We start from the raw sequence: 22,398 nt of genomic DNA on the forward strand, positions 1-22,398 counted from the left end.
AAGATGACTACTGAAACCGTCAAATTCCGCATCTACCGTTACGATCCGGACAAGGATGCCAAGCCCTACATGCAGGACATCAGCGTCGAGCTGGATTCCACCGACCGCAAACTGCTGGATGCGCTGACCAAGCTCAAGGTGAAGGACGACACCATCACCTTCCGCCGCTCCTGCCGCGAAGGCGTATGTGGTTCGGATGCCATGAACATCAACGGCAAGAACGGCCTGGCCTGTCTGACCGATTTTCGCGATCTGAAGCAACCGATCGAACTGCGCCCGCTGCCGGGCCTGCCGGTGGTGCGCGACCTGATCGTGGACATGACCCAGTTTTTCAAGCAATACCACTCGATCAAGCCGTATGTGATCAACGACACGCCGCCGCCGGAACGCGAGCGCCTGCAAAGCCCGGAAGACCGCGAAGAGCTGAACGGTCTGTACGAGTGCATTCTGTGCGCCTGCTGCTCCACGTCCTGCCCGTCGTTCTGGTGGAATCCGGACAAATTCGTTGGCCCGGCCGGCCTGCTCGCAGCGTATCGCTTCATTGCCGATACCCGCGACACCGCCATCAACGAGCGTCTGGACAACCTGGAAGATCCCTACCGCCTGTTCCGTTGTCACACCATCATGAATTGTGTTGATGTCTGCCCCAAGGGTCTGAACCCGACCAAGGCCATCGGCAAGATCAAGGACCTGATGGTCAAGCGTGCAGTATGACCGCCTACGATCCGATTGAACTCAAACGGATCCGTTGGCGGTCCCGCCGGGGCTTGCTGGAGCTGGATCTGGTGCTGGAGCGGTTTTTTGCCCAGCGTTTCGATTCACTCTCCCCGGCGGAGATCGACGCCTACAAGCGTATTCTCGATTTGCCCGACACCGATTTTCTGGATGTGGTGAACGGCAAGGCTGACCTGGACGATCCGGAAGAGGCCGCCATCATCGAGATCCTGCGGGCTGTCTGAGCCACAGGATGCAGGGCCCAAAACGATTATTACAACACCACAAAACTGACTGGGAGTATTGCTGTGGAAACCAACCGCAAAGTGACGCTCACTTACAACGAGGGCAAGGACAACCTGGAAATGCCGGTTCTGTCCGGCACTCTGGGTCCGGATGTCGTCGATATCCGTGCCTTCTCCAAAACCGGCATGTTTACCTTTGACCCGGGCTTCCTGGCTACCGCCAGCTGCGAGTCCGCCATCACCTTCATCGACGGTGATCTGGGTCAGCTCTACTACCGCGGCTATCCGATCGAACAGCTGGCAGAAAAGAGCGATTACCTGGAAGTGTGCTACCTGTTGCTGAACGGCGAAATGCCGACTGCCGCACAGCGCAAGGAATTCGAACGTGGCGTGATGCGCCACAACATGCTGCACGATCAGCTGATGAGCCTGTTCAAGGGCTTCCGTCGTGACGCACACCCGATGGCCGTGATGGTGGGTGTGGTAGGTGCGCTGTCTGCCTTCTACCACGACTCGCTGGACATCACCAATCCGGAACACCGTCGCATTTCGGCCCACCGTCTGGTGGCCAAGCTGCCGACCATCGCTGCACAAGCCTACCGCTACAACAAGGGCCTGCCGTTCTCCTACCCGAAGAATGGCCTGACCTATGCGGAAAACTTCCTGCACATGATGTTCTCCACCCCGTGTGAAGAGTACAAGGTGAACCCGGTTCTGGCGCGCGCGCTGGACCGCATCTTCACCCTGCACGCCGATCACGAGCAGAATGCCTCCACCTCCACCGTGCGTCTGGCCGGCTCCTCCGGTGCCAACCCGTTCGCATGTATCGCTGCCGGTATCGCCTGCCTGTGGGGCCCGTCCCACGGTGGTGCCAACGAAGCCGTGCTGAAGATGCTGGACGAAATCGGCAGCGTGGACAACGTGGCCGACTTCATGCAAGGCGTGAAGGACAAGCGTTACAAACTGATGGGCTTCGGCCACCGCGTGTACAAGAACATGGACCCGCGCGCCGCCATCATGAAGACCACTTGCGACGAAGTGCTGAACGAACTGGGCCTGCACAACGATCCGAAGTTCAAGCTGGCCATGGCGCTGGAAAAGATCGCCCTGGAAGATCCGTACTTCATCGAGCGCAAGCTGTACCCGAACGTGGACTTCTACTCGGGTATCGTGCTGTCCGCCATCGGCATTCCGGTATCGATGTTCACTCCGATCTTCGCCCTGGCCCGTACCGTGGGCTGGATCGCGCACTGGAGCGAAATGATCGGTGACCCGGCGATGAAGATCGGCCGTCCGCGTCAGCTGTACACCGGCGCCCCGCGCCGCGATATTGTCGATATCGACAAGCGCTGATCAAGCTGTGACAAGTTGGCCGGACACGTTTCGGCCAACTTTTTAGCCTGTTTAACAGAATACAGTAGCCGGTTTCACGACAGACGCCGACAGAGCGCTGCGGAAAAGAATGGAGACGGATTTGCCCTTCCTCACGAAGGCCCTTCTTGCGTCTTTTCCACAACGCTTTCTCCACGCAGCAATGTAGCCAAACGTAGATACGTACGTAGATAACAAAGGGTCGAATAATGATGCAATCCATGTACAGTCATTCCTACCTGTTCGGTGGGAATGCACCGTTCATCGAGGAACTGTACGAACAGTACCTCGCTGATGCGAATTCGGTTCCAGCCGAATGGCGTGAATACTTCGACAAGCTGGCCCAGGCACCGGGCGCAGCCGAGCGCGATGTACCCCACATGCCCATCCAGGAATCCTTCATTCAACTGGCCAAGAAACCGGCCAGCGGCCCGCGCAACAGCAGCGGCGGCGAATGGGAAACCATGCAAAAGCAGGTGGGTGTGCTGAAGCTGATTTCGGCCTACCGCGTACTGGGTTCCCGTCAGGCCAACCTCGACCCGCTCAAGCGCATGGATCAGGAAACCCTGCGCGAGCTGGATCCGGTCAAGCATGGCCTGACCGATGCCGACATGGCGGTGCAGTTCAATGTGGGCTCGCTGGTGGCTCCGCAGAAGCTGCCGCTGTCCGACATCCTGTCGCGCCTGAAGCAGACCTACTGCGGCAACATCGGCCTGGAGTTCATGCACATCACCAAGTCGGACGAGAAGCACTGGGTACAGAAGCGCTTTGAAGGCGATCTGTCCACCCCGCGCTACGACGCCGGCAAGAAACTGCGCATTCTCAAGCAGATCACGGCGGCCGAGACCCTGGAACGCTATCTGCATACCAAATACGTTGGCCAGAAACGCTTCTCGCTGGAAGGCGGCGAATCGACCATCGCTGCGCTGGATCACCTGATCCACAACGCCACCTCGGTGGGCGTGCAGGAACTGATCATCGGCATGGCCCACCGTGGCCGTCTGAACGTGCTGGTGAACACCCTGGGCAAGCAGCCGCGCGACCTGTTCGCTGAATTCGAAGGCAAGGCTGCCCAGCAAATGGCCTCCGGCGACGTGAAGTACCACATGGGCTTCTCCTCCGACATCCCCACGGCCAATGGCCCGATGCACGTGTCGCTGGCGTTCAACCCGTCCCACCTGGAAATCGTCAACCCGGTGGTGGAAGGTTCGGTACGCGCCCGTCAGGATCGTCGCAAGGACAACGAGCGCAAGTGCGCCGTGCCGGTGCTGATCCACGGTGACTCCGCCTTTGGCGGCCTGGGTGTCAACCAGGGTACCTTCAACCTGTCGCAAACCCGTGGCTACGGTACCGGCGGCACCATCCACATCGTGATCAACAACCAGGTTGGCTTCACCACCTCGGATACGCGCGACATGCGTTCCACCCTGTACTGTACCGACGTGGCCAAGATGGTCGAAGCGCCCATCCTGCACGTCAACGGTGATGATCCGGAAGCCGTCTGCTATGTGATGCAGGCTGCGCTGGACTACCGCATGCAGTTCAACAAGGACGTGGTCATCGACCTGGTCTGCTACCGCAAACTGGGTCACAACGAAGGTGACGATCCCTTCCTGACCCAGCCGATGATGTACAAGAAGATTGCCAAGCATCAGGGCGTGCGCGCCATGTATGCCGAGCGTCTGGTACAGGAAGGCGTGCTGAAGGCCGAAGAAGCCGAAGGCATGATCCAGGCCTACCGCGACGCGCTGGACAAGGGCGAGCACGTGGAACAGACCGCGCTCACCAACTACAAGCGCGAACACGCCCTGGACTGGAGCCAGTATCTGGGTACCCACTGGGCACACCCCACCGATACCTCGCTGCCGCGCGCCGACATCCAGCGTCTGACTGAAAAGTTCACCACCCTGCCGGAAGGCTTCAAGCTGCACCCCACCGTGCAGAAAGTGCTGGCTGCACGCAAGGCGATGGCCGCCGGTGAACAGAATGCCGACTGGGGTATGGCCGAGACTCTGGCCTACGCCAGTCTGGTGACCAATGGTTTCGGTGTACGCCTGTCCGGTGAAGACTCCGGTCGCGGCACCTTCTCCCATCGTCATGCCGTGCTGCACGACCAGAACCGCGAACGTTGGGACCAGGGTTCCTACGTACCGCTGCGCAATATGTCGGACAACCAGGCTGATTTCCTGGTGATCGACTCCATCCTCAACGAAGAAGCCGTGCTGGCCTACGAATACGGCTATGCCTGTTCCGCTCCGGACCAGCTGGTGATCTGGGAAGCCCAGTTTGGCGACTTCGCCAACGGTGCCCAGGTGGCCATTGACCAGTTCATTTCTTCTGGCGAAACCAAGTGGGGCCGTCTGTGTGGCCTGACCACCATCCTGCCGCACGGCTACGATGGCCAGGGCCCGGAACACTCCTCCGCCCGTCTGGAACGCTGGCTGCAACTGTGCGCCGAGCACAATATGCAGATCGTGATGCCGTCCGAAGCCAGCCAGATGTTCCACATGCTGCGCCGTCAGGTGCTGCGTCCGTATCGCAAGCCGCTGGTGATCTTCCTGTCCAAGCGCCTGCTGCGCTTCAAGGATTCCATGAGCCCGATCGAAGCCTTCACCAACGGCAGCTTCCGCCCGGTGATCGGCGACGCCGTGGTGCAGGATCCGAAGAAGGTGAAGCGCGTCGTGCTGTGTGCCGGTCAGGTGTATTACGACCTGGCGGCTGGCCGCAAAGACAAGGGCGTGGAAGACGAGGTTGCCATCGTGCGTATCGAGCAGTTGTATCCCTTCCCGACCGAGCAGGTAGCCGCCGAACTGGCACGCTTCCCGCAAGCCAAGGAAGTGATGTGGGTGCAGGAAGAGCCGCGTAACCAGGGTGCCTGGTACCAGATTCGCCATCGCCTGGAAGGTCTGCTGAGCGGCAAGCAGTTCTTGTCGTTCGCTGGTCGTCCGTCCTCTGCTTCCCCGGCCGTAGGCTATATGAGCAAGCACGTTGCCCAGCTCAAGTCCTTCGTCGAAGAAGCCATGACGATTGCCAAGTAAGTACACGCCATCACAACGAATGATATGACGGGGGCAGCACCGCAGCTGCCCCGTTCTGGAGAAGAACATGATTATTGAAGTCAAAGTCCCCCAACTGCCTGAGTCCGTTTCCGAAGCCACGCTGATGACCTGGCACAAGAAAGCCGGCGATTTCGTCAATCGCGACGAAAACGTCATCGATCTGGAAACCGACAAGGTCGTGCTGGAACTGCCGGCACCGCAGGCTGGCGTGATTGTTGAAATCATCGAACAAGACGGCGCCACCGTGGTTTCCGGTCAGCTGATCGCCCGTATCGACACCGCCGCCAAGGCAGGTGATGCACCGGCTGCGGTTGCTGCAGCGCCGGCTGTTGCCGCTCCGGCTGCCGTACAAGCTGCTCCGGCCGCTGCACCGGGTGGCGCTGCCATGCCGTCGGCTGCCAAGCTGGCTGCCGAAACCGGCGTCAATCTGGCCAATGTGGCTGGCTCCGGCCGTGACGGCCGTGTGCTGAAAGAAGACGTACAGGCTGCTGCCGCTGCACCGTCGCAAGCTGGTCCGGTACTGGCCCACGCCGGCAACGCCGGTGTTGCCCTGGCCGCCACCCCGGCTGCCGTGAACGTGGCTGCCGTGCTGGGCGATCGTCCGGAACAGAGCGTGCCGATGTCCCGCCTGCGCCAGCGTGTGGCCGAGCGTCTGGTGATGAGCCAGCAGACCAACGCCATCCTCACCACCTTCAACGAAATCAACATGAAGCCGTTGATGGACCTGCGTGCACGCTACAAGGACAAGTTCGAGAAGGAACACGGCGTGAAGCTGGGTTTCATGGGCTTCTTCGTCAAGGCCGTGGTTGCCGCGCTGAAGAAATACCCCATCGTCAATGCTTCGGTTGATGGCAACAACATCATCTACCACGGCTACTTTGACATCGGCGTGGCCGTAGGCAGCCCGCGTGGTCTGGTAGTGCCGGTGATCCGCAATGCTGACCAGCTGAGCCTGGCTGAGATCGAGAAGCAGATCGCCGACTTCGGCAAGCGCGCCCAGGAAGGCAAGCTGACCGTGGAAGAGCTGACCGGCGGTACTTACACCATTTCCAATGGCGGTACTTTCGGTTCCATGATGTCCACCCCCATCATCAACCCGCCGCAATCGGCCATTCTGGGCATGCACGCTACCAAGGAGCGCGCCGTGGTTGAGAATGGTCAAGTTGTTGTGCGCCCGATGATGTACCTTGCCCAGTCGTACGACCACCGCATCATCGATGGTCGCGAAGCGGTACTGAGCCTGGTAGCCATCAAGGACGCCATCGAAGATCCGGCCCGCCTGATCCTCGACCTGTAATAGTTGTTGGCCGCAAGTTGTCTTGCGGCCACTTTGAATAATGTGAACGGAGAAATGATGATTTTGCCTGACTGGCTTTATGCGGTAGCTTCCATCCTGGCCGGTGTGGCCATCGCGGTACTGACCTGGAAGAAGCATCAGCGCGGCATTCGCGAAGACCGCTACAGCCTGGTGGGCAAGCTCATCATCGCCGTGTTCATGATTGCTTTCGGGATCTTGCTGTTCAAGGTCGGCAAGTTCTGATCAAGGAAAATCAATGAGCCAACAGTTTGATGTCGTCGTTATCGGCGGCGGCCCCGGCGGTTATGTGGCTGCCATTCGTGCAGCCCAGCTCGGTTTCAACACCGCTTGCGTGGATGCCTTCAAGAACCCGGAAGGCAAGCCTTCGCTGGGTGGCACCTGCCTGAACGTGGGTTGCATCCCGTCCAAGGCGCTGCTGCAGTCCTCGGAAAACTTCCACGCGGTACAGCACGACTTTGCCAAGCATGGCATCACCGTGTCCGGTGCCAAGATGGACGTGGCCGCCATGCTGGATCGCAAGACCGGCATCATCACCAAGAACGCCGCTGGTATCAGCTTCCTGTTCAAGAAGAACAAGGTCGCCAATATCCACGGTCTGGCTGCGCTGAAAGGCCGCCAGGGCGACAAATGGCTGATTGAAGTGACTGACAACGGCGCGGTGGTTGACACGCTGGAAGCGACCAACGTCATCATCGCCACCGGCTCCAGCCCGCGTCAGCTGCCGGGCCTGGCTACCGACAACCACATGGTGCTGGACAACGAAGGCGCGCTGGCGCTCACCGCTGTACCGAAGCGCCTGGGCGTGATCGGTGCCGGTGTGATCGGCCTGGAAATGGGTAGCGTGTGGAAGCGTCTGGGTGCAGAAGTCACCATCCTGGAAGCCGCACCGACCTTCCTGGCTGCTGCCGACCAGCAGATCGCCAAGGAAGCCTTCAAGACCCTGACCAAGGACACCGGTCTGGACATCAAGCTGGGCGTGAAGATTGGTGAAATCAAGGCCACCAAGAAGCACGTTACCGTTCACTACGAGCTGAACGGCGAAGCCGTGGCTGCTGAATTCGACAAGCTGATCGTGTCCATCGGTCGCGTACCGAACACCGCTGGTCTGGGTGCGGAAGCCGTTGGCCTGCAACTGGACGAGCGTGGTTTTGTTGCCGTGGACGACCACTGCCACAGCAATCTGCCGGGTATCTGGGCGATTGGCGACGTGGTACGTGGCCCGATGCTGGCACACAAGGCTTCGGAAGAAGGCGTTGCGGTGGCAGAGCGTATCGCCGGCCAGAAGCCGCACGTCGATTTCGGCGTGATTCCGTGGGTGATCTACACCTCGCCGGAAATCGCCTGGGTGGGCAAGACCGAAGAACAGCTCAAGGCTGAAGGCATCGAATACAAGAAGGGTACTTCCGGTTTCGCTGCCAACGGTCGCGCGCTGGGCCTGGGTCAGGCGCAGGGTACGGTCAAGATCCTGGCCGATGCCAAGACCGACCGCATCCTCGGCCTGCACATGATCGGCCCGATGGTGTCCGAGCTGGTGACCGAAGGCGTGGTATCGATGGAGTTCAAGGCCGCCAGTGAAGATCTGGCGCGCATCGTGCACGCCCATCCGAGTCTGTCGGAAGTGGTGCACGAAGCCGCACTGGCTGCCGACAAGCGCGCATTGCACGGCTAATTGCCGTGGGGCCGTGTACAATTCACACGGCCCGAAAGAGGGTATGGGGCAGGACCTGCCGCGAGAACAGGTTCGCCCCGATACATTAGGGTTGAGGAAGCGACCAAGGAATAGAGACGTTGGCCAGACAGGGCCCCGCCATCATTTCCACCGAAAGGAAACCATAGATGAACCTGCACGAATACCAAGCGAAAGAGCTGCTGGCCAAATACGGCTTGCCGGTACAACAGGGCATTCTGGCCACCACGCCGGAAGAAGCCGCTGCCGCTTATGACAAACTGGGCGGCAAGTTTGCCGTCGTCAAGGCCCAGGTGCATGCCGGTGGCCGTGGCAAGGCCGGTGGTGTCAAAGTGGTGAAGAGCCGCGAAGAAGCCGCTGAAGTTGCCAAGAGCCTGATCGGTATCAATCTGGTGACCTACCAGACCGACGCCGCTGGCCAGCCGGTCAACAGCGTGTTGGTGTGCGAAGACATGTACCCGGTACAGCGTGAACTGTACCTGGGCGCCGTAGTGGACCGTGGCAGCCAGCGCGTTGTGTTCATGGTCTCCACCGAAGGCGGCGTGGAAATCGAAAAAGTAGCCGAAGAAACCCCGGAAAAGATCATCAAGATCGAAATCAACCCGCTGGTGGGCATGCAGCCCTTCCAGGCGCGTGATGCCGCCTTTGCCCTGGGTCTGTCCGGTTCGCAAATCGCTGCTTTCAGCAAGCTGATGCTGGGTGCTTACCAGGCTTTCGTGGAAAACGATTTCGCCCTGTTCGAAGTCAACCCGCTGGCGCTGCGTGAAAACGGCGAACTGGCCTGCGTTGATGGCAAGATCAACCTGGACTCCAACGCCCTTTACCGTCACCCGGCCCTGCTGGCACAACGCGACAAGTCGCAGGAAAACGAACGTGAAGTGAAAGCTTCCGAATTCGACCTGAACTACGTGGCGCTGGAAGGCAATATCGGCTGCATGGTAAACGGCGCTGGCCTGGCCATGGCCACCATGGACATCATCAAGCTGAAGGGTGGCCAGCCGGCCAACTTCCTGGACGTGGGTGGTGGTGCCACCAAGGACCGCGTGATTGAAGCCTTCAAGCTGATCCTGGCCGATGATTCGGTCAAGGGCGTGCTGATCAACATCTTCGGCGGCATCGTTCGCTGCGACATGATTGCCGAGGCCATCATCGCCGCCGTGAAGGAAGTAAACGTGACCGTGCCGGTGGTTGTGCGCCTGGAAGGCAACAACGCCGAATTGGGCGCCAAGATTCTGGATGACTCCGGCCTGAAGCTGGTTTCCGCCCAGGGCCTGAACGACGCAGCCGAGAAGATCGTTGCTGCCGTTGCTGCGCTTTAATCACCTGCACCGCATAAGGATTTCAAAATGAGCGTATTGGTAAACAAAGACACCAAAGTGCTGGTGCAAGGTTTCACCGGCAAGAACGGTACCTTCCACGCCGAACAGGCACTGAAGGTTGGCACCAAGGTAGTTGGTGGCGTGACCCCGGGCAAGGGCGGTTCCGAGCATTTGGGCCTGCCGGTGTTCAACACCATGAAGGACGCCGTGCGTCAAACCCAGGCTGATGCCTCGGTCATCTACGTACCGGCAGCTTTTGCCAAGGATTCCATCCTGGAAGCCATCGACAGCGGCGTGAAGCTGATTGTCTGCATCACCGAAGGCGTGCCCACCCTGGACATGCTGTACGTGAAAAAGGCTGTGGACGAAGCCGGCATCCGCCTGATCGGCCCGAACTGCCCGGGTATCATTACCCCGGGTGAGTGCAAGATCGGCATCATGCCGTGGCACATCCACAATCCGGGCCGCATCGGTATCGTGTCCCGTTCCGGCACCCTGACCTACGAAGCCGTGGCACAAACCACCGCGCTGGGTCTGGGTCAGTCCACCTGCATCGGTATCGGCGGCGACCCGATCCCGGGTACCAGCCACATCGACGCCCTGAAACTGTTCCAGGACGATCCGGATACCGACGCCATCGTGATGATCGGTGAAATCGGTGGTACCGCCGAAGAAGAAGCAGCCGAATTTGCCAAGGCCTACGTGACCAAGCCGGTAGTCGGCTACATCGCCGGTGTGACTGCTCCCAAGGGCAAGCGCATGGGCCACGCTGGTGCCATCATCTCTGGCGGCAAGGGTACGGCCGAAGAGAAGTTCAAGGCCTTCGAGCGTGCAGGCATTGCCTACACCCGCAGCCCGGCCGAAATCGGCAAGACCATGTTCGAACTGCTGAAAAGCAAGGGCATGATCTAATCCCTTAGCGGATAGCCGTACACTGAAACGCCACCCTCGGGTGGCGTTTTCTTTTTGCGCTAGAATGCAGCTTTGCCAGTGCCCGCGCTGGCTGAACTGCGCGGCTTCAGCTTGGTCTATCCAGCCCGGCTCCATGATGCAGAAGAAAGGAATGTCATGCGCAAATGGCTATGTCTGCTGGTGTTGCTCACCAGCGCCTGCGGCAGTTTTCCCAGCCGTGAGGGCTATGCCCAGAAGGCTTACTATTGGCAGGGCCGGGATGCCAATGAATTGCTGGCAGTCTGGGGTGCCCCCAGCAAGAGCATGAGCATGCCCAATGGCAACACGCTATATACCTACAGCAAGTCCTATACCCAGCAGCAACCGTATTTTGACAATCGCCGCTTCGAGCCGGGCAGCCGCTTTACCGTGACGGAAAACGGCCAGAGCCGGGTGATCGAAACTCCGGGGCGCTGGGTCTATGACGGCACCAGCGGTGGCGGCATCCAGCACTACAGCTGCACCACCAATTTTGTGGTGAACAGCAAGACCCAGCAGGTGGAGTCAGTCAGCTTTGAGGGTAATGACTGCGTGGCCGTACCGCGCCAGTAAGCCTGCTTACGGCAGCTTCCATTCGCCGCTGCTGCTGAAGGGCAGGCTGGCTACGCCTTGCAAGCCCTCCAGCCGGCCTTGCAACTGGTAGTCGAGCTTGCCCGTGCCATTCACTGCCTTGCCCAGCTGCTTTAGCCAGCTCAGGGTGGAGGTATGGACCCGTACCGTGATCTCGGCTTCGCCCAATGCCGGCACGGCAATCGCCTGATTGCTGAGGCCGCTGGCCAGTCGGTTGCCTGCAACATCCAGATCAAAGCTCAGTCCGCTGGCGCTCAGTGGCAGTGTGTTGGGGTTCTGCAGCCGCAGGGTGACATCGAAGTTCTGTTCCAGCAGGGTGGAGGCGGCCGGATGGATGTCGACCAGGCTGACCTGTGGCTTTTGCAGGCCCAGCGTGCTGCAGCCGACCAGCCACAGGCAAATGAGCAGAGCAAGACATGGTTTCATGTGCATTCCTTGAGTGTTATTGCAGGCCACCCAGTACTTCCTGGGTGACGGCGATCCAGGCGCGGGCCGCATGGGACAGATAGCCGCCTTGCTGCCAGATCAGCGCCAGATGCCAGATCAGCCAGGGGTTGGATACCGGAATCACGTCGTAGAGTTCCCGGTCCAGTCTTTCCACTACCGAACGTGGCAGCAGAGTAACACCCAGCCGCGCGGTAACCAGCTCGACGATAAAGTCCCAGTGTGCGCTGCGGCCAACAATATGCAGCGGCTTGCCCATTTCGTGGAAGGCATGGCTGATGCGGCTGGACAGGGTGAAGTCTTCCGGGTACAGCACGAAGTCCTGGTCGGCGATATCGGGCAGGGTGACCACCGAACGGCCATGCCAGGGCGAGCCGGCCGGTGCCACCAGGCAGAGCGGGTCGCGCACCACGGCAAATTGCTGAAAGATGCTGTTGTCCACCGGCAGCACCGCCACGCCGATTTCCAGTTCGCCGCAACGCACGCTGTTTTCGATGGCCAGCGCGCCGTCTTCCACCATTTTCAGCTCGATGCCGGGATAGCGTTCGCGAAAGGTACTGACCACCGGCGCGAAAAAGGCCACACCCACCATGGGGGGCAGGCCCACCACCAGCTCGCCGCGAGAGAGACCGGCCAGATCGCTCAGCTCGTGCTTGAGCTGGCTCATGGCCGACAGCACATCCAGCCCCCGTTCAAACGCCACCTTGCCAGCATCGCTCAGCCGGAAGCTGCGTCCCTCGCGGATGATCAACGGTGTGCCCAGTTCTTCTTCCAGCTGTTTCACCATCTTGCTGATGGTGGGCTGGGTCACGAACAAGGCTTCCGCTGCCTTGGTGAAACTGTGCCGTTTTACCACTTCGACAAAGTAGCGCAGCGCCCGGACATCCATGATCGATTCCATTTAAGAATGAGTTGGATAATTTTAATTCATTTTTTGAATGAAATGGTGGCGACTATACTCGATTCACGTTTCCTGGTTGCGGAGTGACCGGATCATGAAAAACCTGCCGAACATTGCCGTCAAGCAAAGCCTGTCCACGCTGTCGCAAGTGGTACTGCTCAGTCTGGTGTGGCTGCTGGCCAGCCGCCTGAGCCATTACTTCCTGCCTGCGGTGCCCGCTGGTGTGCTGGGCATGTTCCTGGTATTGGGCGCATTGGCGCTGGGCTGGTTGCCCCTGTCCTGGTGCAAGAGTGGCGCGCGCTGGCTATTGGCCGAGATGTTGCTGTTTTTCATTCCGGCCACGGTTGCCGTGGTGCAGTATCCGCAGTTGCTGGGCAGCATCGGTCTGCGCATCGTGCTGGTGATCCTGTTGTCTACCGTACTGGTGATGACAGTGACTTCGCTGGTGGTGGATGCCGGCTACAAGTTTGAAATCCTGCTGAAGCGTCGCAAGCGACAGCATGGAGTGTCCTGAGATGGAAAACCTGCTGGCTTTTGGCTGTCTGGTGTTGACGCTGGTCTTGTACTGGCTGGCCAAGACGCTGTACCGCCGTACTGGCAACTGGTGGAGCGCACCATTGCTGGCGGTTCCCTTGCTGGTGATTGGCGCTGTGGTGGCCGGGCATATTCCCTACCACACCTATTTTCAGGATACGCACTGGCTGAGCTGGTTGCTTGGCCCGGCTACGGTAGCGTTTGCCATCCCGATTTACGAGCAGCGCCAGGTTATCCGCAAGCATGCGCTGTCGCTCAGTTGCGGTGTGCTGGTGGCGATGCCGGTGGCGGTATTGAGTTCGGTGTGGCTGGCGCGGGCTTTTGGTTTGTCCGAGCTGCTGCAGAAAAGCCTGGCACCACGGTCGATCAGTACACCGTTTGCCATGGCGACGGCATCCAGCATCGGTGCCTCGCCCGACCTGACTGCCGTGTTCGTGGTGATTACCGGTGTAGCCGGGATGCTGCTGGGTGAATTGATGCTGATGCTGCTGCCGCTGCGGTCGCGTCTGGCCAAAGGGGCCTTGCTGGGTGCTGCCGCACATGGTGCCGGCACCGCCAAGGCCAATGAGCTGGGAGCGGAAGAAGGCGTGGTAGCCAGCCTGACCATGATGCTGGGTGGCATTGCCACGGTGTTTGCCGCGCCATTGATTGCCTGGTTCGTCTAATACAGAGCGGACCCAAGATTTCTCTGTAGTAAGCCCATGCCATCGGGAGTGGTGTGTGGTGTCTCTCCTCTTGTTGTACTCCCATACGAGCGTTGTTCGGGCTGACCCTATCCGGTCAGCCCATTTTTTTGCCTATTGTCCGCCCCTTATAGCAAAACACCCGGTATGGCCGGGTGTGGTGGTGTGAGGCTGTTTGCGCCTGACTATGCCGCCTGGTCCGGCGTAATCAGCACTTCGACCCGGCGGTTCTTGCTGCGGCCTTCTATGGTGGCATTGCTGGCTACCGGCTGGCTGGGGCCAAAACCCATGGTGCGAATACGCACGGTGTTGACGCCCTTGGTTGCCAACTGGTCGGTAACGGCCTGGGCGCGCTTCTCGGACAGGGTCTGGTTATAAGCTGCCGGCCCCGTGCTGTCGGTGTGCCCGGCGACGGTAATGCTGGTGTCGGTGTACTGCACCAGCACGGCGGCGATATCGCTCAGCGGCTGCTGCGCGGCGCTACCCAGCTGGAAGCTGTTGGTGGCAAAGGTGACGTTGTCCGGCAGCGACAGCTTGATCTGATTGCCTACGCGCTCAACACCAATTCTGGTGTTGGCCAGTTTTTCCCGCAGTTTCTTTTCCTGATTGTCCATATACGCACCAACGCCAGCACCGATGGCACCGCAGGCCAGTGCCGAGTTGCGGGCGCCGACGCTGCCGTGGGTGGCGGCACCGATCAGGCCGCAGGTCACCGCACCGCCAATGCCGTACAGCGCAGCCTTGTTGATTTCGGTCTGACCGGTTTGCGGGTTGGTGGTGCAGGCACTGGTAGCGATAGCCAGCACCAGCGTACACAGCATGGCTGGCTGCGACAGGCGATTCATCATCAAAACATCTCCGGAAGCTGAACAGTCATGATGGCCGCGCGGGCGCATCATGCTGCAAAGCAGGCATTCTAATACGGGCAAGCTGCCAGGGGATGAAATGTTGGTCGGGTAGACCGTGACAGGGTCTCAGGCAAAAGTATCGACCGCCCGGCCCTTGCTGCTGGCCTGCGGGTTGGCGATGGCGGCAAAAATCGCCTTGGCGGTATCGATGGCGGGGTTGTGCTGGGCTTGCTGCAGTTGCTGTTGCTGCTGTTTGTCGATTTCGGACTGGGCTTGCTGTGCCATTTGTTCGGCTGCGGCCGCCACGGCACGGTCCTGGCCGGAAGGGTCGGTCGGGGCGAGCGCCGCTGCAGCCACCTGTCTGGCATTGCGCAGCGTTTCCTCTGGGCTTTGTCCACCGGCCAGCCGGATGCTGACTTCACCGCCTATGGCATATTGCTTGCCATCGGGGCCTTCCTGATAGCTGTAGCTGGCCCCGCCACTGACCAGAGCGCCACCGGTCGCCATGTGGGCTTGCTCGTGCTGGCGGACATCGGTATCACGCGAGCGCAATTCATCCAGCTGCTTTTGCTGGTCGGGGCTGAGGGTCTGACCGCTGTAAATGGCGGAAGGGGAGGGTGGTGTCACGCCAGGTACCGGGGTGGCAATCGCGGCCATGCGCGCCGCCGTGCACGTCGGGCAGCTGCATGCCGGGCCGTGTTGCAGCCCGCTGCTGATTGGGTAGCCAGTGCTGGCGGAGAGGGAAGAAATGCTCATGATTTGCACCATCCTGAACATTTTCAGTGTAGTGCATGGTGCTGTTCGATTCATTGAATAAAAAGATTATTTGCTGGGTTTTTCAAGAGCTTGTGGCTTGTCTGCATGATGGGTAAGGGCCAGACCAACTCCCGCATTGCTGCGGCAAGGTGGCTATGGTTTCTGGCCGGTCAGCATGGCTGCTTGGCGTATGGGCCGCATGTCGAACGCGACACTGCGCAGTGGCTGCGGCAGAATGGCGGAACATTGCTTAAGTTCGATCCAGCCAGAGCACGCCATTGGGCTAAGCGCTGGACACAAGGCATTGGCTCGCTATGCGTGATGCCACCACAATGAATAACGGTAAGGAAAGCAGGGATATGCAAGATCAGGCAGCACAGGAAAACCAGCGTGAACTGGTGATGTCGGTATTGATGATGCCGGACATGGCCAATTTTTCCGGCAATGTGCACGGCGGTGTGTTGCTCAAGCTGCTGGACCAGGTGGCGTACGCCTGTGCCAGCCGCTATGCCGGGCGCTATGTGGTGACCCTGTCGGTAGACCAGGTGCTGTTCAAGCAGCCTATCCATGTGGGCGAACTGGTTACCTTCATGGCCAGCGTCAACCATGTTGGCCGCACTTCGATGGAGATCGGCATCAAGGTGGTGGCCGAGGATATCCAGCGGCGCAGTGTGCGCCATACCAATAGCTGCTACTTCACCATGGTGGCCTTTGAAGATGGCAAGGCGGTGGCCGTGCCGCCATTGAGCCTGGACACCGACGAGCAGAAAAAGCGCTTCCGCGATGCCGAGATCCGCAAGAAGCTGCGCATGGAAGCCCAGCAAAAAACCAGCGATCCCTGCTGAGCGGGTAGAATGCCGGCTTTGTCCTGCTGGTGTTTCTGGCCATGTTTACCCTGCTGCATACCGACCCACGTTTTTACCTGATCAACAAGCATGCCGGCGTCAGCTTTCATCGCGAGGGCGAAGAGGCCGGCCTGCTGGAGGGCGTGCGGTCGGCCTTGCAGGACGAGGCGCTGTGGCCGGTGCACCGGCTGGATCGCATTACCTCGGGGCTGATCCTGCTTGCCCGTTCCAGTGAGGTGGCCAGCCAACTGGGGGCAGCCTTTGCCGCGCATCAGGTGGAGAAATATTATCTGGCGCTGTCAGATCGCAAGCCGCAGAAAAAACAGGGGCTGATCAAGGGCGATATGGACAAGGGCCGTGGTGGGGCGTGGCGGCTGCTGGGCAGTCAGGCCAATCCGGCGATTACCCAGTTTTTCAGCTTTTCGGTACAGCCCGGTCTGCGCCTGTTCCTGTTGCGGCCACATAGTGGCAAGACCCATCAGCTGCGCGTGGCGCTGAAATCGCAATCGGCACCGATTCTGGGAGACACCCTGTATGGCGGCAGCGCGGCAGATCGTGGTTATCTGCATGCCTATGCGCTGCGCTTCAGTCTTGATGGCGACGATTTCGCCTTTGTCTGCCCGCCGGAGCAGGGTGAGCAGTTTGTCAGCCCGGCCTTGCAGGCCTGCATGGCCCGCGAGGTCGCTACTCCGTGGGCGCTGGCCTGGCCCCGGCTTTAATTCCTGAATTTCCCCAGCTGTACACCCGCTTCGCGGCAGGCATCGGCAAAAGCTGTGCTGCCCAGATGGCAGTATTCCACAGCACGGGCAGCGGCGATCCGGTCGCTGGCATCGTCTGCCGGCAGGCCGGGGTGACACATCATCAGGCCACCATCCGGGCAGGCGTTCAGCCATTGCTGCATCAGCGTGGCAAAACCGGCTTCCGCTTGTAGCGCATACAAGCCGGCAAACCAGCGATTGCACACCAGCCCGTGCTGGCTAGCCGCCTGGGCAAAGCCGCGACATACCATTTGCAATACCACAGCCTTCAGACGGCTGTCGCCGGGATGGCCCAAGTGGTCCGGTGCGCGCAGATAGGGCTTGCGGCTGTCTGTCCAGCGCAGGGCGATGGCAGCGAACAGGGCGTCGCGCACTACCGGCAGCGCATGCACATGCTGGTGGCCATCGATAAAGTCCGGCAGGCGTCCAAAGTGCTGGCTGAACAGGTCGATCTGTTGCAGCAGGCTGTCCAGCAAGGTCTGATACGGCAGGCAGCGCAGCTGGCTGAGCAGCAGCCAGTGCGACAAGGGCTTGATCAGCTGCCGCTCGCGGGCGAAATCATGGGTGAGATTGAAATGCAGGCCGATGTCGGCTTGCTGCTGCAGCTCGGACAGTGGCGCGGCGAGGCCGGGCCAGTGCGGCGACTGCGTCATCACGCTGGTGGCCGACAGCCGGCCAGCCTGCAGCAGGTCGAGAATGCCCTGGCTGATGGCCGGTGACTGGGCGAAGTCATCCGCACACAGGGTGAGGCGACGTGTGCTCATGCCGGCTGTGCCTTGCCCGAGAAAGCCCACAGCTTGCTCAGGACAAAGGTGAACACGGCCACGCTGCCCAGCACGATCAGCAAGGCGATACGGTAATCCAGCGCAGTAAAGTGCAAGAGCAGGAAATACATGGCTTCGTTCAGGGCAAAGCTGAGGCAGGACACCATGAAGAAGCGTGGCAAGGCCTGGCGATGCGGCACATGGCCGGCTTCGAAGGTTTTATGGCGATGTCCCCAGTAGCTGATCTGGAAGGCCAGCAGAAAGGCGACGATATTGGCCAGCAGCGGCGGCAGGCCGGCGGGTACCAGCAGGCAGGCCACCAGCAGGAAATGCACCAGCATGGCACTGACGCCGACCACGCCAAACCAGAACAGCTCGCGCTTCATGGCTTGTCCTGTTCGGCGCGGCTGACGCGGCTGAGCAGATAAATGGGGCGCTGCTTCACTTCGCTGAAGATGCGGCCGATGTACTCGCCCAGAATGCCGATGGACAGCAGCTGCACCCCGCCAAGAAAGGAAATGGCCACGGCCAGCGTCGGCCAGCCTGGCTGGTCGTTACCGAACAGCAGGGTGTGAATCAGCTCCCAGCTGGCATACAGAATGGAGGCCAGCGAGATGGCGCTGCCAATCAGCGTCCATATCCGCAGCGGTACATTGGAGAAGGCGGTCAGACCGGTCAGCCCCAGATTGAGCAGGCTGAAGAAGTTGAAGCTGCTCTTGCCGGCCCGGCGTTCCTCGGTATGGGTTTCCACCGGCAACTGGGTAAAGCCTACCCAGTTATACAGGCCCTTCATGAAGCGGTTGCGCTCCGGCATCTGGCGCAGGGCATCCAGCACGCAGCGGTCCATTACACGGAAGTCCTGGGTGTTTTCCGGAATCTTGTGCCGCGCCCCGCTGTTGAGCAGGGTATAGAACACGCGGGTAAACAGCCGCTTGCCCAGGGTTTCGTTATCGCGACTGGAGCGCACGCTATAGACCATGTCGTAGCCGGCGCGCCATTGTCGCAGGAACTCCGGCACCATTTCCGGCGGATGCTGGAAATCGCTGTCGATCAGCACCGCCACATCGCCGTGGGCATGGTCGATGCCGGCGGTGAGCGCCAGTTCCTTGCCGAAATTGCGGGACAGCTGCAGCAGGGTGACCGGCAGTAGTTCAATCTGGCTCATCACCTGCTGTACGGTGTCGTCGCGGCTGCCGTCATCCACCACGATGAATTCATGGCGAAAGCCGGCCTCGCTCAGCAAGCCATGCAGGGTCTGCAGCATGGGAACGATGTTTTCGCTCTCGTTGTAAGCCGGCAAGATGCAGCTGACCAGCGGGTCGGCCGGGCGGTCTGCGGCGCGCTGCTGCAGCAGATAAGGTGGTACGAAGGCGCGGGGTGGCGTAGCGGTCATCGGCGTCTCCTGGCTTGTCATGGTGTGGCGTCGGCGCCCTTGGCGCGTAACAGCAACATGTGGTCTTTCATCACTTCAAAGCTGGCCACCGGCTGGAAGCGGGCGGCCACAGCAGCCGGAAGGCTGGGCAGATCGCGCTGCTCGGTGACGATGAAGCGGTTGTGCGGGGCGGCCAGCAGCTGCAGTAGCTCAGCCGGCTTGTTGGTGGTGACCACCTTGCCCTCGCTGTAGAACTCGGCTGAAAACTCGCGGCGGCTATCCCAGTAGATCAGCTTGCTGCCGGCAGCCGGGTGTTGCTGCTGCCAGGCTGTGATGACCTGCTGCTGGGTGCGGAAGTAACGTTGCCCCTGGCTCCATTGCAGGCCGACAGCAATCAGCAACAGCAGCCCGGAGGCCAGTGCCAGCCAGGGCAGGCTGCTGCCCTGTTGTGGCTGGCGTCCAGCTTGCCACAGCGTGGCAAACAGCAAGGCACAACCTGGCAGCATGGGCAGCGGATAGGGGAAGATGATATTGCCGGAGATGGTGAAGAACAGCAGCGTCATCAGGCTCCACAGCAGCACATACAGCCGCCAGCCGTCGCCATCCTTGCTCAGGCCGAGTGCCTGCTTGCCATGGCGTGCCAGCCAGACCAGCATGGCCAGCGACCACGGGAAGATCGCCCCCAGCCAGTACAGCCAGATCATGCCGCGCGGCGTCGCGTGGGCATAGCCGTACTTGTCGCCCTTCCAGCCGGGGTCGAGAAAGCGGCTGACATGCTCGCCCATGATGAAGTAATTGAGAAAGCCGGGAGTGCGGTATTCCGCCAGCAGATACCAGGGCAGGGCAATGGCCAGCATCAGCAGGCTGCCGCTGATCCACGGCAGGCGCTGCCACAGGGCTTTCCAGTCATTACGCAGCAAGGTCCAGACAAAAATCGGCATGCCGACCAGTACGATGGCCAGCGGTCCCTTGGCCAGCAGGCCCAGACCAAGGCCAACGAAAAACAGGTAGTTCCACAGCTTGCCGCGTCCTTGCATGGCATGCCAGAAGGCTAGTTGGGACAGTGCCACGCAGAACATCAGAGCCGGATCGGTCATGACGGTGCCGGCCGCACCGAAGAACAGCAGGCTGCCGGCCAGAATCAGGATAGAGGCGAGTGCCGCATCGCGCCCCAGGCGCTGACGGGCGGCATCGGCCACCAGCCACAGTACCGCCAGTGACAGCAGTAATGCGGGCAGGCGGGCGGCAAGCGGATTCACACCGAATAGCCCCATGCTGGCGGCCGAGGTCCAGGTGGATAGCGGCGGTTTGGCCCAGAACGGTATGCCGTAGTCGTGCCACAGCGTGACCCAGTTGCCAGTTTCCAGCATCTTGCGGGCGATTTCGGCGTAGCGCGCTTCGGTGGTGTCGGTCAGTGGAATGGCCCACATCGCCAGCAGGCGAATCAGCAGCAGGGCAAACAGTGCATAGGTGGCAAATCGCTGCCAGCGGGTATCGGAGGACGGTCTCATGTAGTCCAGTCAGCACGCCGCAGGGCGGCCGGGGAAGTCGGAAAAAACCCGCACAGCTTACCATGCCCGCCTTGTTTTAGTCTTAAGCGCCGCCGTCCGCCCATGCAAAAACGCCGCCCTGAGGCGGCGTTTCAAGATGGCAGGCCAGCTTGGCCCAGCATGGATTTACTGCAGGCCGTGCATCATTTTCTTCAGCTTGCTCGACAGCAGGAACAGAATCAGCGAACCGACCCCCGCCATGGCGACGAACACCATGAAAAAGTCATGCAGATTGTTGATGCTGTAGCCCAGCAGGTGCGGGGCCGGCTTGGTCGGGTCCGGATAGAGTTCGGACAGTGTGCCGGCCAGCTTGTTGGCGGCGGCATTGGACAGGAACCAGATACCCATCATCAGGCTGGTAAAGCGTGCGGGCGACAATTTGACCACCAGCGACAGGCCGATGGGCGACAGGCACAGCTCACCAAAGGTGTGCAGCATATAGAGGCTGACCAGCCACAGCATGCTGACCTTGACGCCGGGTTCCAGCCCATCCACGCCAAAGGCGATGACCAGATAGCCAATCGCCAGGAACAGCAGGCCGCAGGCCATCTTGACCGGCGAGGTCGGCTCGCGGCCCTGCTTGCCCAGCATGGTCCACAGCATGGCGAACAAGGGGGCGAAGATCACGACCGAGATCGGGTTGATCGACTGGAAGTAAGAGGCGGGGACGGTAAAGCCCAGCAGGCTGCGATTGGTCTGTTCTTCGGCAAAGAAGGTGAGCGAGGCACCGGCCTGTTCGAAGGCGGACCAGAAGAAGATGACAAAGGCTGACACGATCAGGATGACGGCCAGACGCTCTTTTTCCACCCGGGTCAGCGGTGCATGCACCACTTTTTCACCGCTGGCGTGGTGACGTGCCGGTGCCATGCCGATGGGTTTGCCCTCTGGGGTGACCAGGTATTTGTTCTTGAACAGGCTGAATACCAGCAGGCTCAGCAGCATGCCGAAGCCCGCTGCCATGAAGCCCCATTTGAAGTCGCCCGGATGACCGGTGTCGCCCAGCGTGCCGCAGATCAGCGGGGCCATCAGCGAACCGGCATTGATGCCCATGTAGAAAATGGTAAAGGCCGAATCCACCCGCTTGTCGTCCGGTGCATACAGCTGGCCCACCATGGAGGAAATATTCGGCTTGAACAGGCCATTGCCGGCAATCAGCAGGCCCAGGCCACCGTACAGCAGCCAGGAAGCCATCGGTACATTGCTGTCGTGCAGGTTGCCAGAGAAGAACAGCATGAACTGGCCACAAGCCATCAGCACGCCGCCAGCCAGAATGGAGCGGCGATTACCCCAGTAGCGGTCGGCGATATAACCGCCGATCAGCGGTGTAAGATAAACCAGCCCGGTATAGGTACCATAGATGTCGGCGGCGTGTGCCTTGTCGAACATCAGGGCCTTGATCATGAACAGGACAAAGATGGCGCGCATGCCGTAGTAGCTGAAGCGCTCCCACATCTCCGTGACAAAGAGCAGGTACAGCCCTTTGGGGTGGGATCTGGAGGTCATAAAGATTTCCTTGTGTAGCTGGGGAAGTCACTCTGCGGTGACGTGTTGTAGTGTTTTATTGCCAGTTTTTCTGGCAGGCGGCGATAGTAGCGACAAAATCTACAGTTGTGGAAGATTTATTTGCGGATTACTGCTCTTGTTGGTGATTATAAGGTTATTCGAATATTCTATGTTTGATATTAGGCAAGTATTTCAATCGAAAGGAA

At 60.1% G+C, this 22,398-nt stretch carries 23 protein-coding genes; 14 read left to right on the forward strand and 9 right to left on the reverse strand.

What is annotated here, in order from left to right:
* Positions 1 to 3 precede the first annotated feature (3 nt).
* From FAZ30_RS09805 to FAZ30_RS09850, 10 genes are all read left to right on the forward strand, one after another.
* On the forward strand, positions 4 to 714 hold the full coding sequence (locus tag FAZ30_RS09805; RefSeq protein WP_045845610.1) for a succinate dehydrogenase iron-sulfur subunit: 711 nt from the start codon (positions 4 to 6) through the stop codon (positions 712 to 714).
* Positions 711 to 959: an FAD assembly factor SdhE gene (locus FAZ30_RS09810; protein ID WP_059285416.1), complete on the forward strand. Its 249-nt coding sequence runs from the start codon at positions 711 to 713 to the stop codon at positions 957 to 959. Before FAZ30_RS09805 ends, FAZ30_RS09810 begins: the two co-directional genes overlap by 4 nt.
* 63 nt (positions 960 to 1,022) lie before the next feature.
* The gene (gltA, locus tag FAZ30_RS09815; RefSeq protein WP_103524276.1) at positions 1,023 to 2,312 is read left to right on the forward strand and encodes a citrate synthase; all 1,290 of its coding nucleotides are present in this window, start codon (positions 1,023 to 1,025) and stop codon (positions 2,310 to 2,312) included.
* 227 nt (positions 2,313 to 2,539) lie between these two features.
* The gene (locus tag FAZ30_RS09820; RefSeq protein ID WP_124642929.1) at positions 2,540 to 5,368 is read left to right on the forward strand and encodes a 2-oxoglutarate dehydrogenase E1 component; all 2,829 of its coding nucleotides are present in this window, start codon (positions 2,540 to 2,542) and stop codon (positions 5,366 to 5,368) included.
* Positions 5,369 to 5,435: 67 nt separating this feature from the next.
* Complete coding sequence (gene odhB / locus FAZ30_RS09825; protein WP_124642928.1) at positions 5,436 to 6,686, forward strand: 2-oxoglutarate dehydrogenase complex dihydrolipoyllysine-residue succinyltransferase; 1,251 nt, start codon at positions 5,436 to 5,438, stop codon at positions 6,684 to 6,686.
* 54 nt (positions 6,687 to 6,740) lie between these two features.
* The gene (locus FAZ30_RS09830; RefSeq protein ID WP_124642926.1) at positions 6,741 to 6,929 is read left to right on the forward strand and encodes a hypothetical protein; all 189 of its coding nucleotides are present in this window, start codon (positions 6,741 to 6,743) and stop codon (positions 6,927 to 6,929) included.
* A gap of 13 nt (positions 6,930 to 6,942) precedes the next feature.
* Positions 6,943 to 8,376, forward strand: a complete 1,434-nt coding sequence (gene lpdA, locus FAZ30_RS09835; RefSeq protein ID WP_124642923.1) for a dihydrolipoyl dehydrogenase — start codon at positions 6,943 to 6,945, stop codon at positions 8,374 to 8,376.
* Between the two features lie 167 nt (positions 8,377 to 8,543).
* Positions 8,544 to 9,713, forward strand: coding sequence for an ADP-forming succinate--CoA ligase subunit beta (gene sucC / locus FAZ30_RS09840; protein WP_103524281.1), 1,170 nt, complete (start codon positions 8,544 to 8,546; stop codon positions 9,711 to 9,713).
* 27 nt (positions 9,714 to 9,740) lie between these two features.
* Complete coding sequence (gene sucD, locus FAZ30_RS09845) at positions 9,741 to 10,625, forward strand: succinate--CoA ligase subunit alpha (RefSeq protein ID WP_103524282.1); 885 nt, start codon at positions 9,741 to 9,743, stop codon at positions 10,623 to 10,625.
* Between the two features lie 156 nt (positions 10,626 to 10,781).
* Positions 10,782 to 11,216 (forward strand): hypothetical protein, encoded by a 435-nt coding sequence (locus FAZ30_RS09850; protein WP_124642921.1) that lies wholly within the window; start codon positions 10,782 to 10,784, stop codon positions 11,214 to 11,216.
* Between the two features lie 6 nt (positions 11,217 to 11,222).
* Here the strand turns inward: FAZ30_RS09850 and FAZ30_RS09855 are convergent, their stop codons facing one another.
* Both FAZ30_RS09855 and FAZ30_RS09860 read right to left on the reverse strand, forming a co-directional pair.
* Positions 11,223 to 11,660 carry an LEA/WHy family protein gene (locus FAZ30_RS09855; protein WP_124642919.1) on the reverse strand — a complete coding sequence of 146 codons (438 nt, stop codon included), beginning with the start codon at positions 11,658 to 11,660 and terminating at the stop codon, positions 11,223 to 11,225.
* 16 nt (positions 11,661 to 11,676) lie between these two features.
* On the reverse strand, positions 11,677 to 12,567 hold the full coding sequence (locus FAZ30_RS09860; protein WP_124642917.1) for a LysR family transcriptional regulator: 891 nt from the start codon (positions 12,565 to 12,567) through the stop codon (positions 11,677 to 11,679).
* 106 nt (positions 12,568 to 12,673) lie between these two features.
* On the opposite strand from FAZ30_RS09860, the gene FAZ30_RS09865 reads away from it, so the two are divergent.
* Together FAZ30_RS09865 and FAZ30_RS09870 are read left to right on the forward strand one after the other, a co-directional pair.
* Positions 12,674 to 13,093, forward strand: coding sequence for a CidA/LrgA family protein (locus tag FAZ30_RS09865; RefSeq protein WP_124642915.1), 420 nt, complete (start codon positions 12,674 to 12,676; stop codon positions 13,091 to 13,093).
* 1 nt (position 13,094) lies between these two features.
* Positions 13,095 to 13,778: an LrgB family protein gene (locus tag FAZ30_RS09870; protein ID WP_233578388.1), complete on the forward strand. Its 684-nt coding sequence runs from the start codon at positions 13,095 to 13,097 to the stop codon at positions 13,776 to 13,778.
* A gap of 203 nt (positions 13,779 to 13,981) precedes the next feature.
* Here the strand turns inward: FAZ30_RS09870 and FAZ30_RS09875 are convergent, their stop codons facing one another.
* Positions 13,982 to 14,641 carry a YiaD family glycine zipper/OmpA-like lipoprotein gene (locus FAZ30_RS09875; protein WP_168190918.1) on the reverse strand — a complete coding sequence of 220 codons (660 nt, stop codon included), beginning with the start codon at positions 14,639 to 14,641 and terminating at the stop codon, positions 13,982 to 13,984.
* Positions 14,642 to 14,770: 129 nt separating this feature from the next.
* A complete protein-coding gene (locus FAZ30_RS09880) occupies positions 14,771 to 15,400 on the reverse strand; it encodes a putative metalloprotease CJM1_0395 family protein (RefSeq protein ID WP_158613564.1) in 630 nt (209 codons plus the stop codon).
* A 359-nt stretch (positions 15,401 to 15,759) separates the two neighbouring features.
* Here FAZ30_RS09880 and FAZ30_RS09885 point away from each other — a divergent pair, with 359 nt between their 5' ends.
* Positions 15,760 to 16,245 carry an acyl-CoA thioesterase gene (locus tag FAZ30_RS09885; RefSeq protein ID WP_059287108.1) on the forward strand — a complete coding sequence of 162 codons (486 nt, stop codon included), beginning with the start codon at positions 15,760 to 15,762 and terminating at the stop codon, positions 16,243 to 16,245.
* Positions 16,246 to 16,286: 41 nt separating this feature from the next.
* Positions 16,287 to 16,964: a TIGR01621 family pseudouridine synthase gene (locus FAZ30_RS09890; RefSeq protein ID WP_124642909.1), complete on the forward strand. Its 678-nt coding sequence runs from the start codon at positions 16,287 to 16,289 to the stop codon at positions 16,962 to 16,964.
* Here FAZ30_RS09890 and FAZ30_RS09895 read toward each other — a convergent pair.
* The 5 genes from FAZ30_RS09895 to FAZ30_RS09915 all read right to left on the reverse strand — a co-directional run bounded on the left by FAZ30_RS09895 (position 16,961) and on the right by FAZ30_RS09915 (position 22,192).
* Positions 16,961 to 17,767: a ChbG/HpnK family deacetylase gene (locus tag FAZ30_RS09895; RefSeq protein ID WP_124642907.1), complete on the reverse strand. Its 807-nt coding sequence runs from the start codon at positions 17,765 to 17,767 to the stop codon at positions 16,961 to 16,963. The two genes, FAZ30_RS09890 and FAZ30_RS09895, sit on opposite strands and share 4 nt — an antisense overlap.
* Positions 17,764 to 18,153, reverse strand: coding sequence for a GtrA family protein (locus FAZ30_RS09900; protein WP_124642905.1), 390 nt, complete (start codon positions 18,151 to 18,153; stop codon positions 17,764 to 17,766). The genes FAZ30_RS09895 and FAZ30_RS09900 overlap by 4 nt, the downstream gene beginning before the upstream one ends.
* A complete protein-coding gene (locus tag FAZ30_RS09905; RefSeq protein ID WP_124642903.1) occupies positions 18,150 to 19,160 on the reverse strand; it encodes a glycosyltransferase family 2 protein in 1,011 nt (336 codons plus the stop codon). Before FAZ30_RS09905 ends, FAZ30_RS09900 begins: the two co-directional genes overlap by 4 nt.
* A gap of 17 nt (positions 19,161 to 19,177) precedes the next feature.
* Positions 19,178 to 20,650: an ArnT family glycosyltransferase gene (locus FAZ30_RS09910; protein WP_124642902.1), complete on the reverse strand. Its 1,473-nt coding sequence runs from the start codon at positions 20,648 to 20,650 to the stop codon at positions 19,178 to 19,180.
* A gap of 165 nt (positions 20,651 to 20,815) precedes the next feature.
* Positions 20,816 to 22,192: a peptide MFS transporter gene (locus FAZ30_RS09915; RefSeq protein ID WP_124642900.1), complete on the reverse strand. Its 1,377-nt coding sequence runs from the start codon at positions 22,190 to 22,192 to the stop codon at positions 20,816 to 20,818.
* Between the last annotated feature and the right edge of the window lie 206 nt (positions 22,193 to 22,398).

Source organism: Aquitalea aquatilis (assembly GCF_005155025.1).
Taxonomy (GTDB): Bacteria; Pseudomonadota; Gammaproteobacteria; order Burkholderiales; family Chromobacteriaceae; genus Aquitalea; species Aquitalea aquatilis.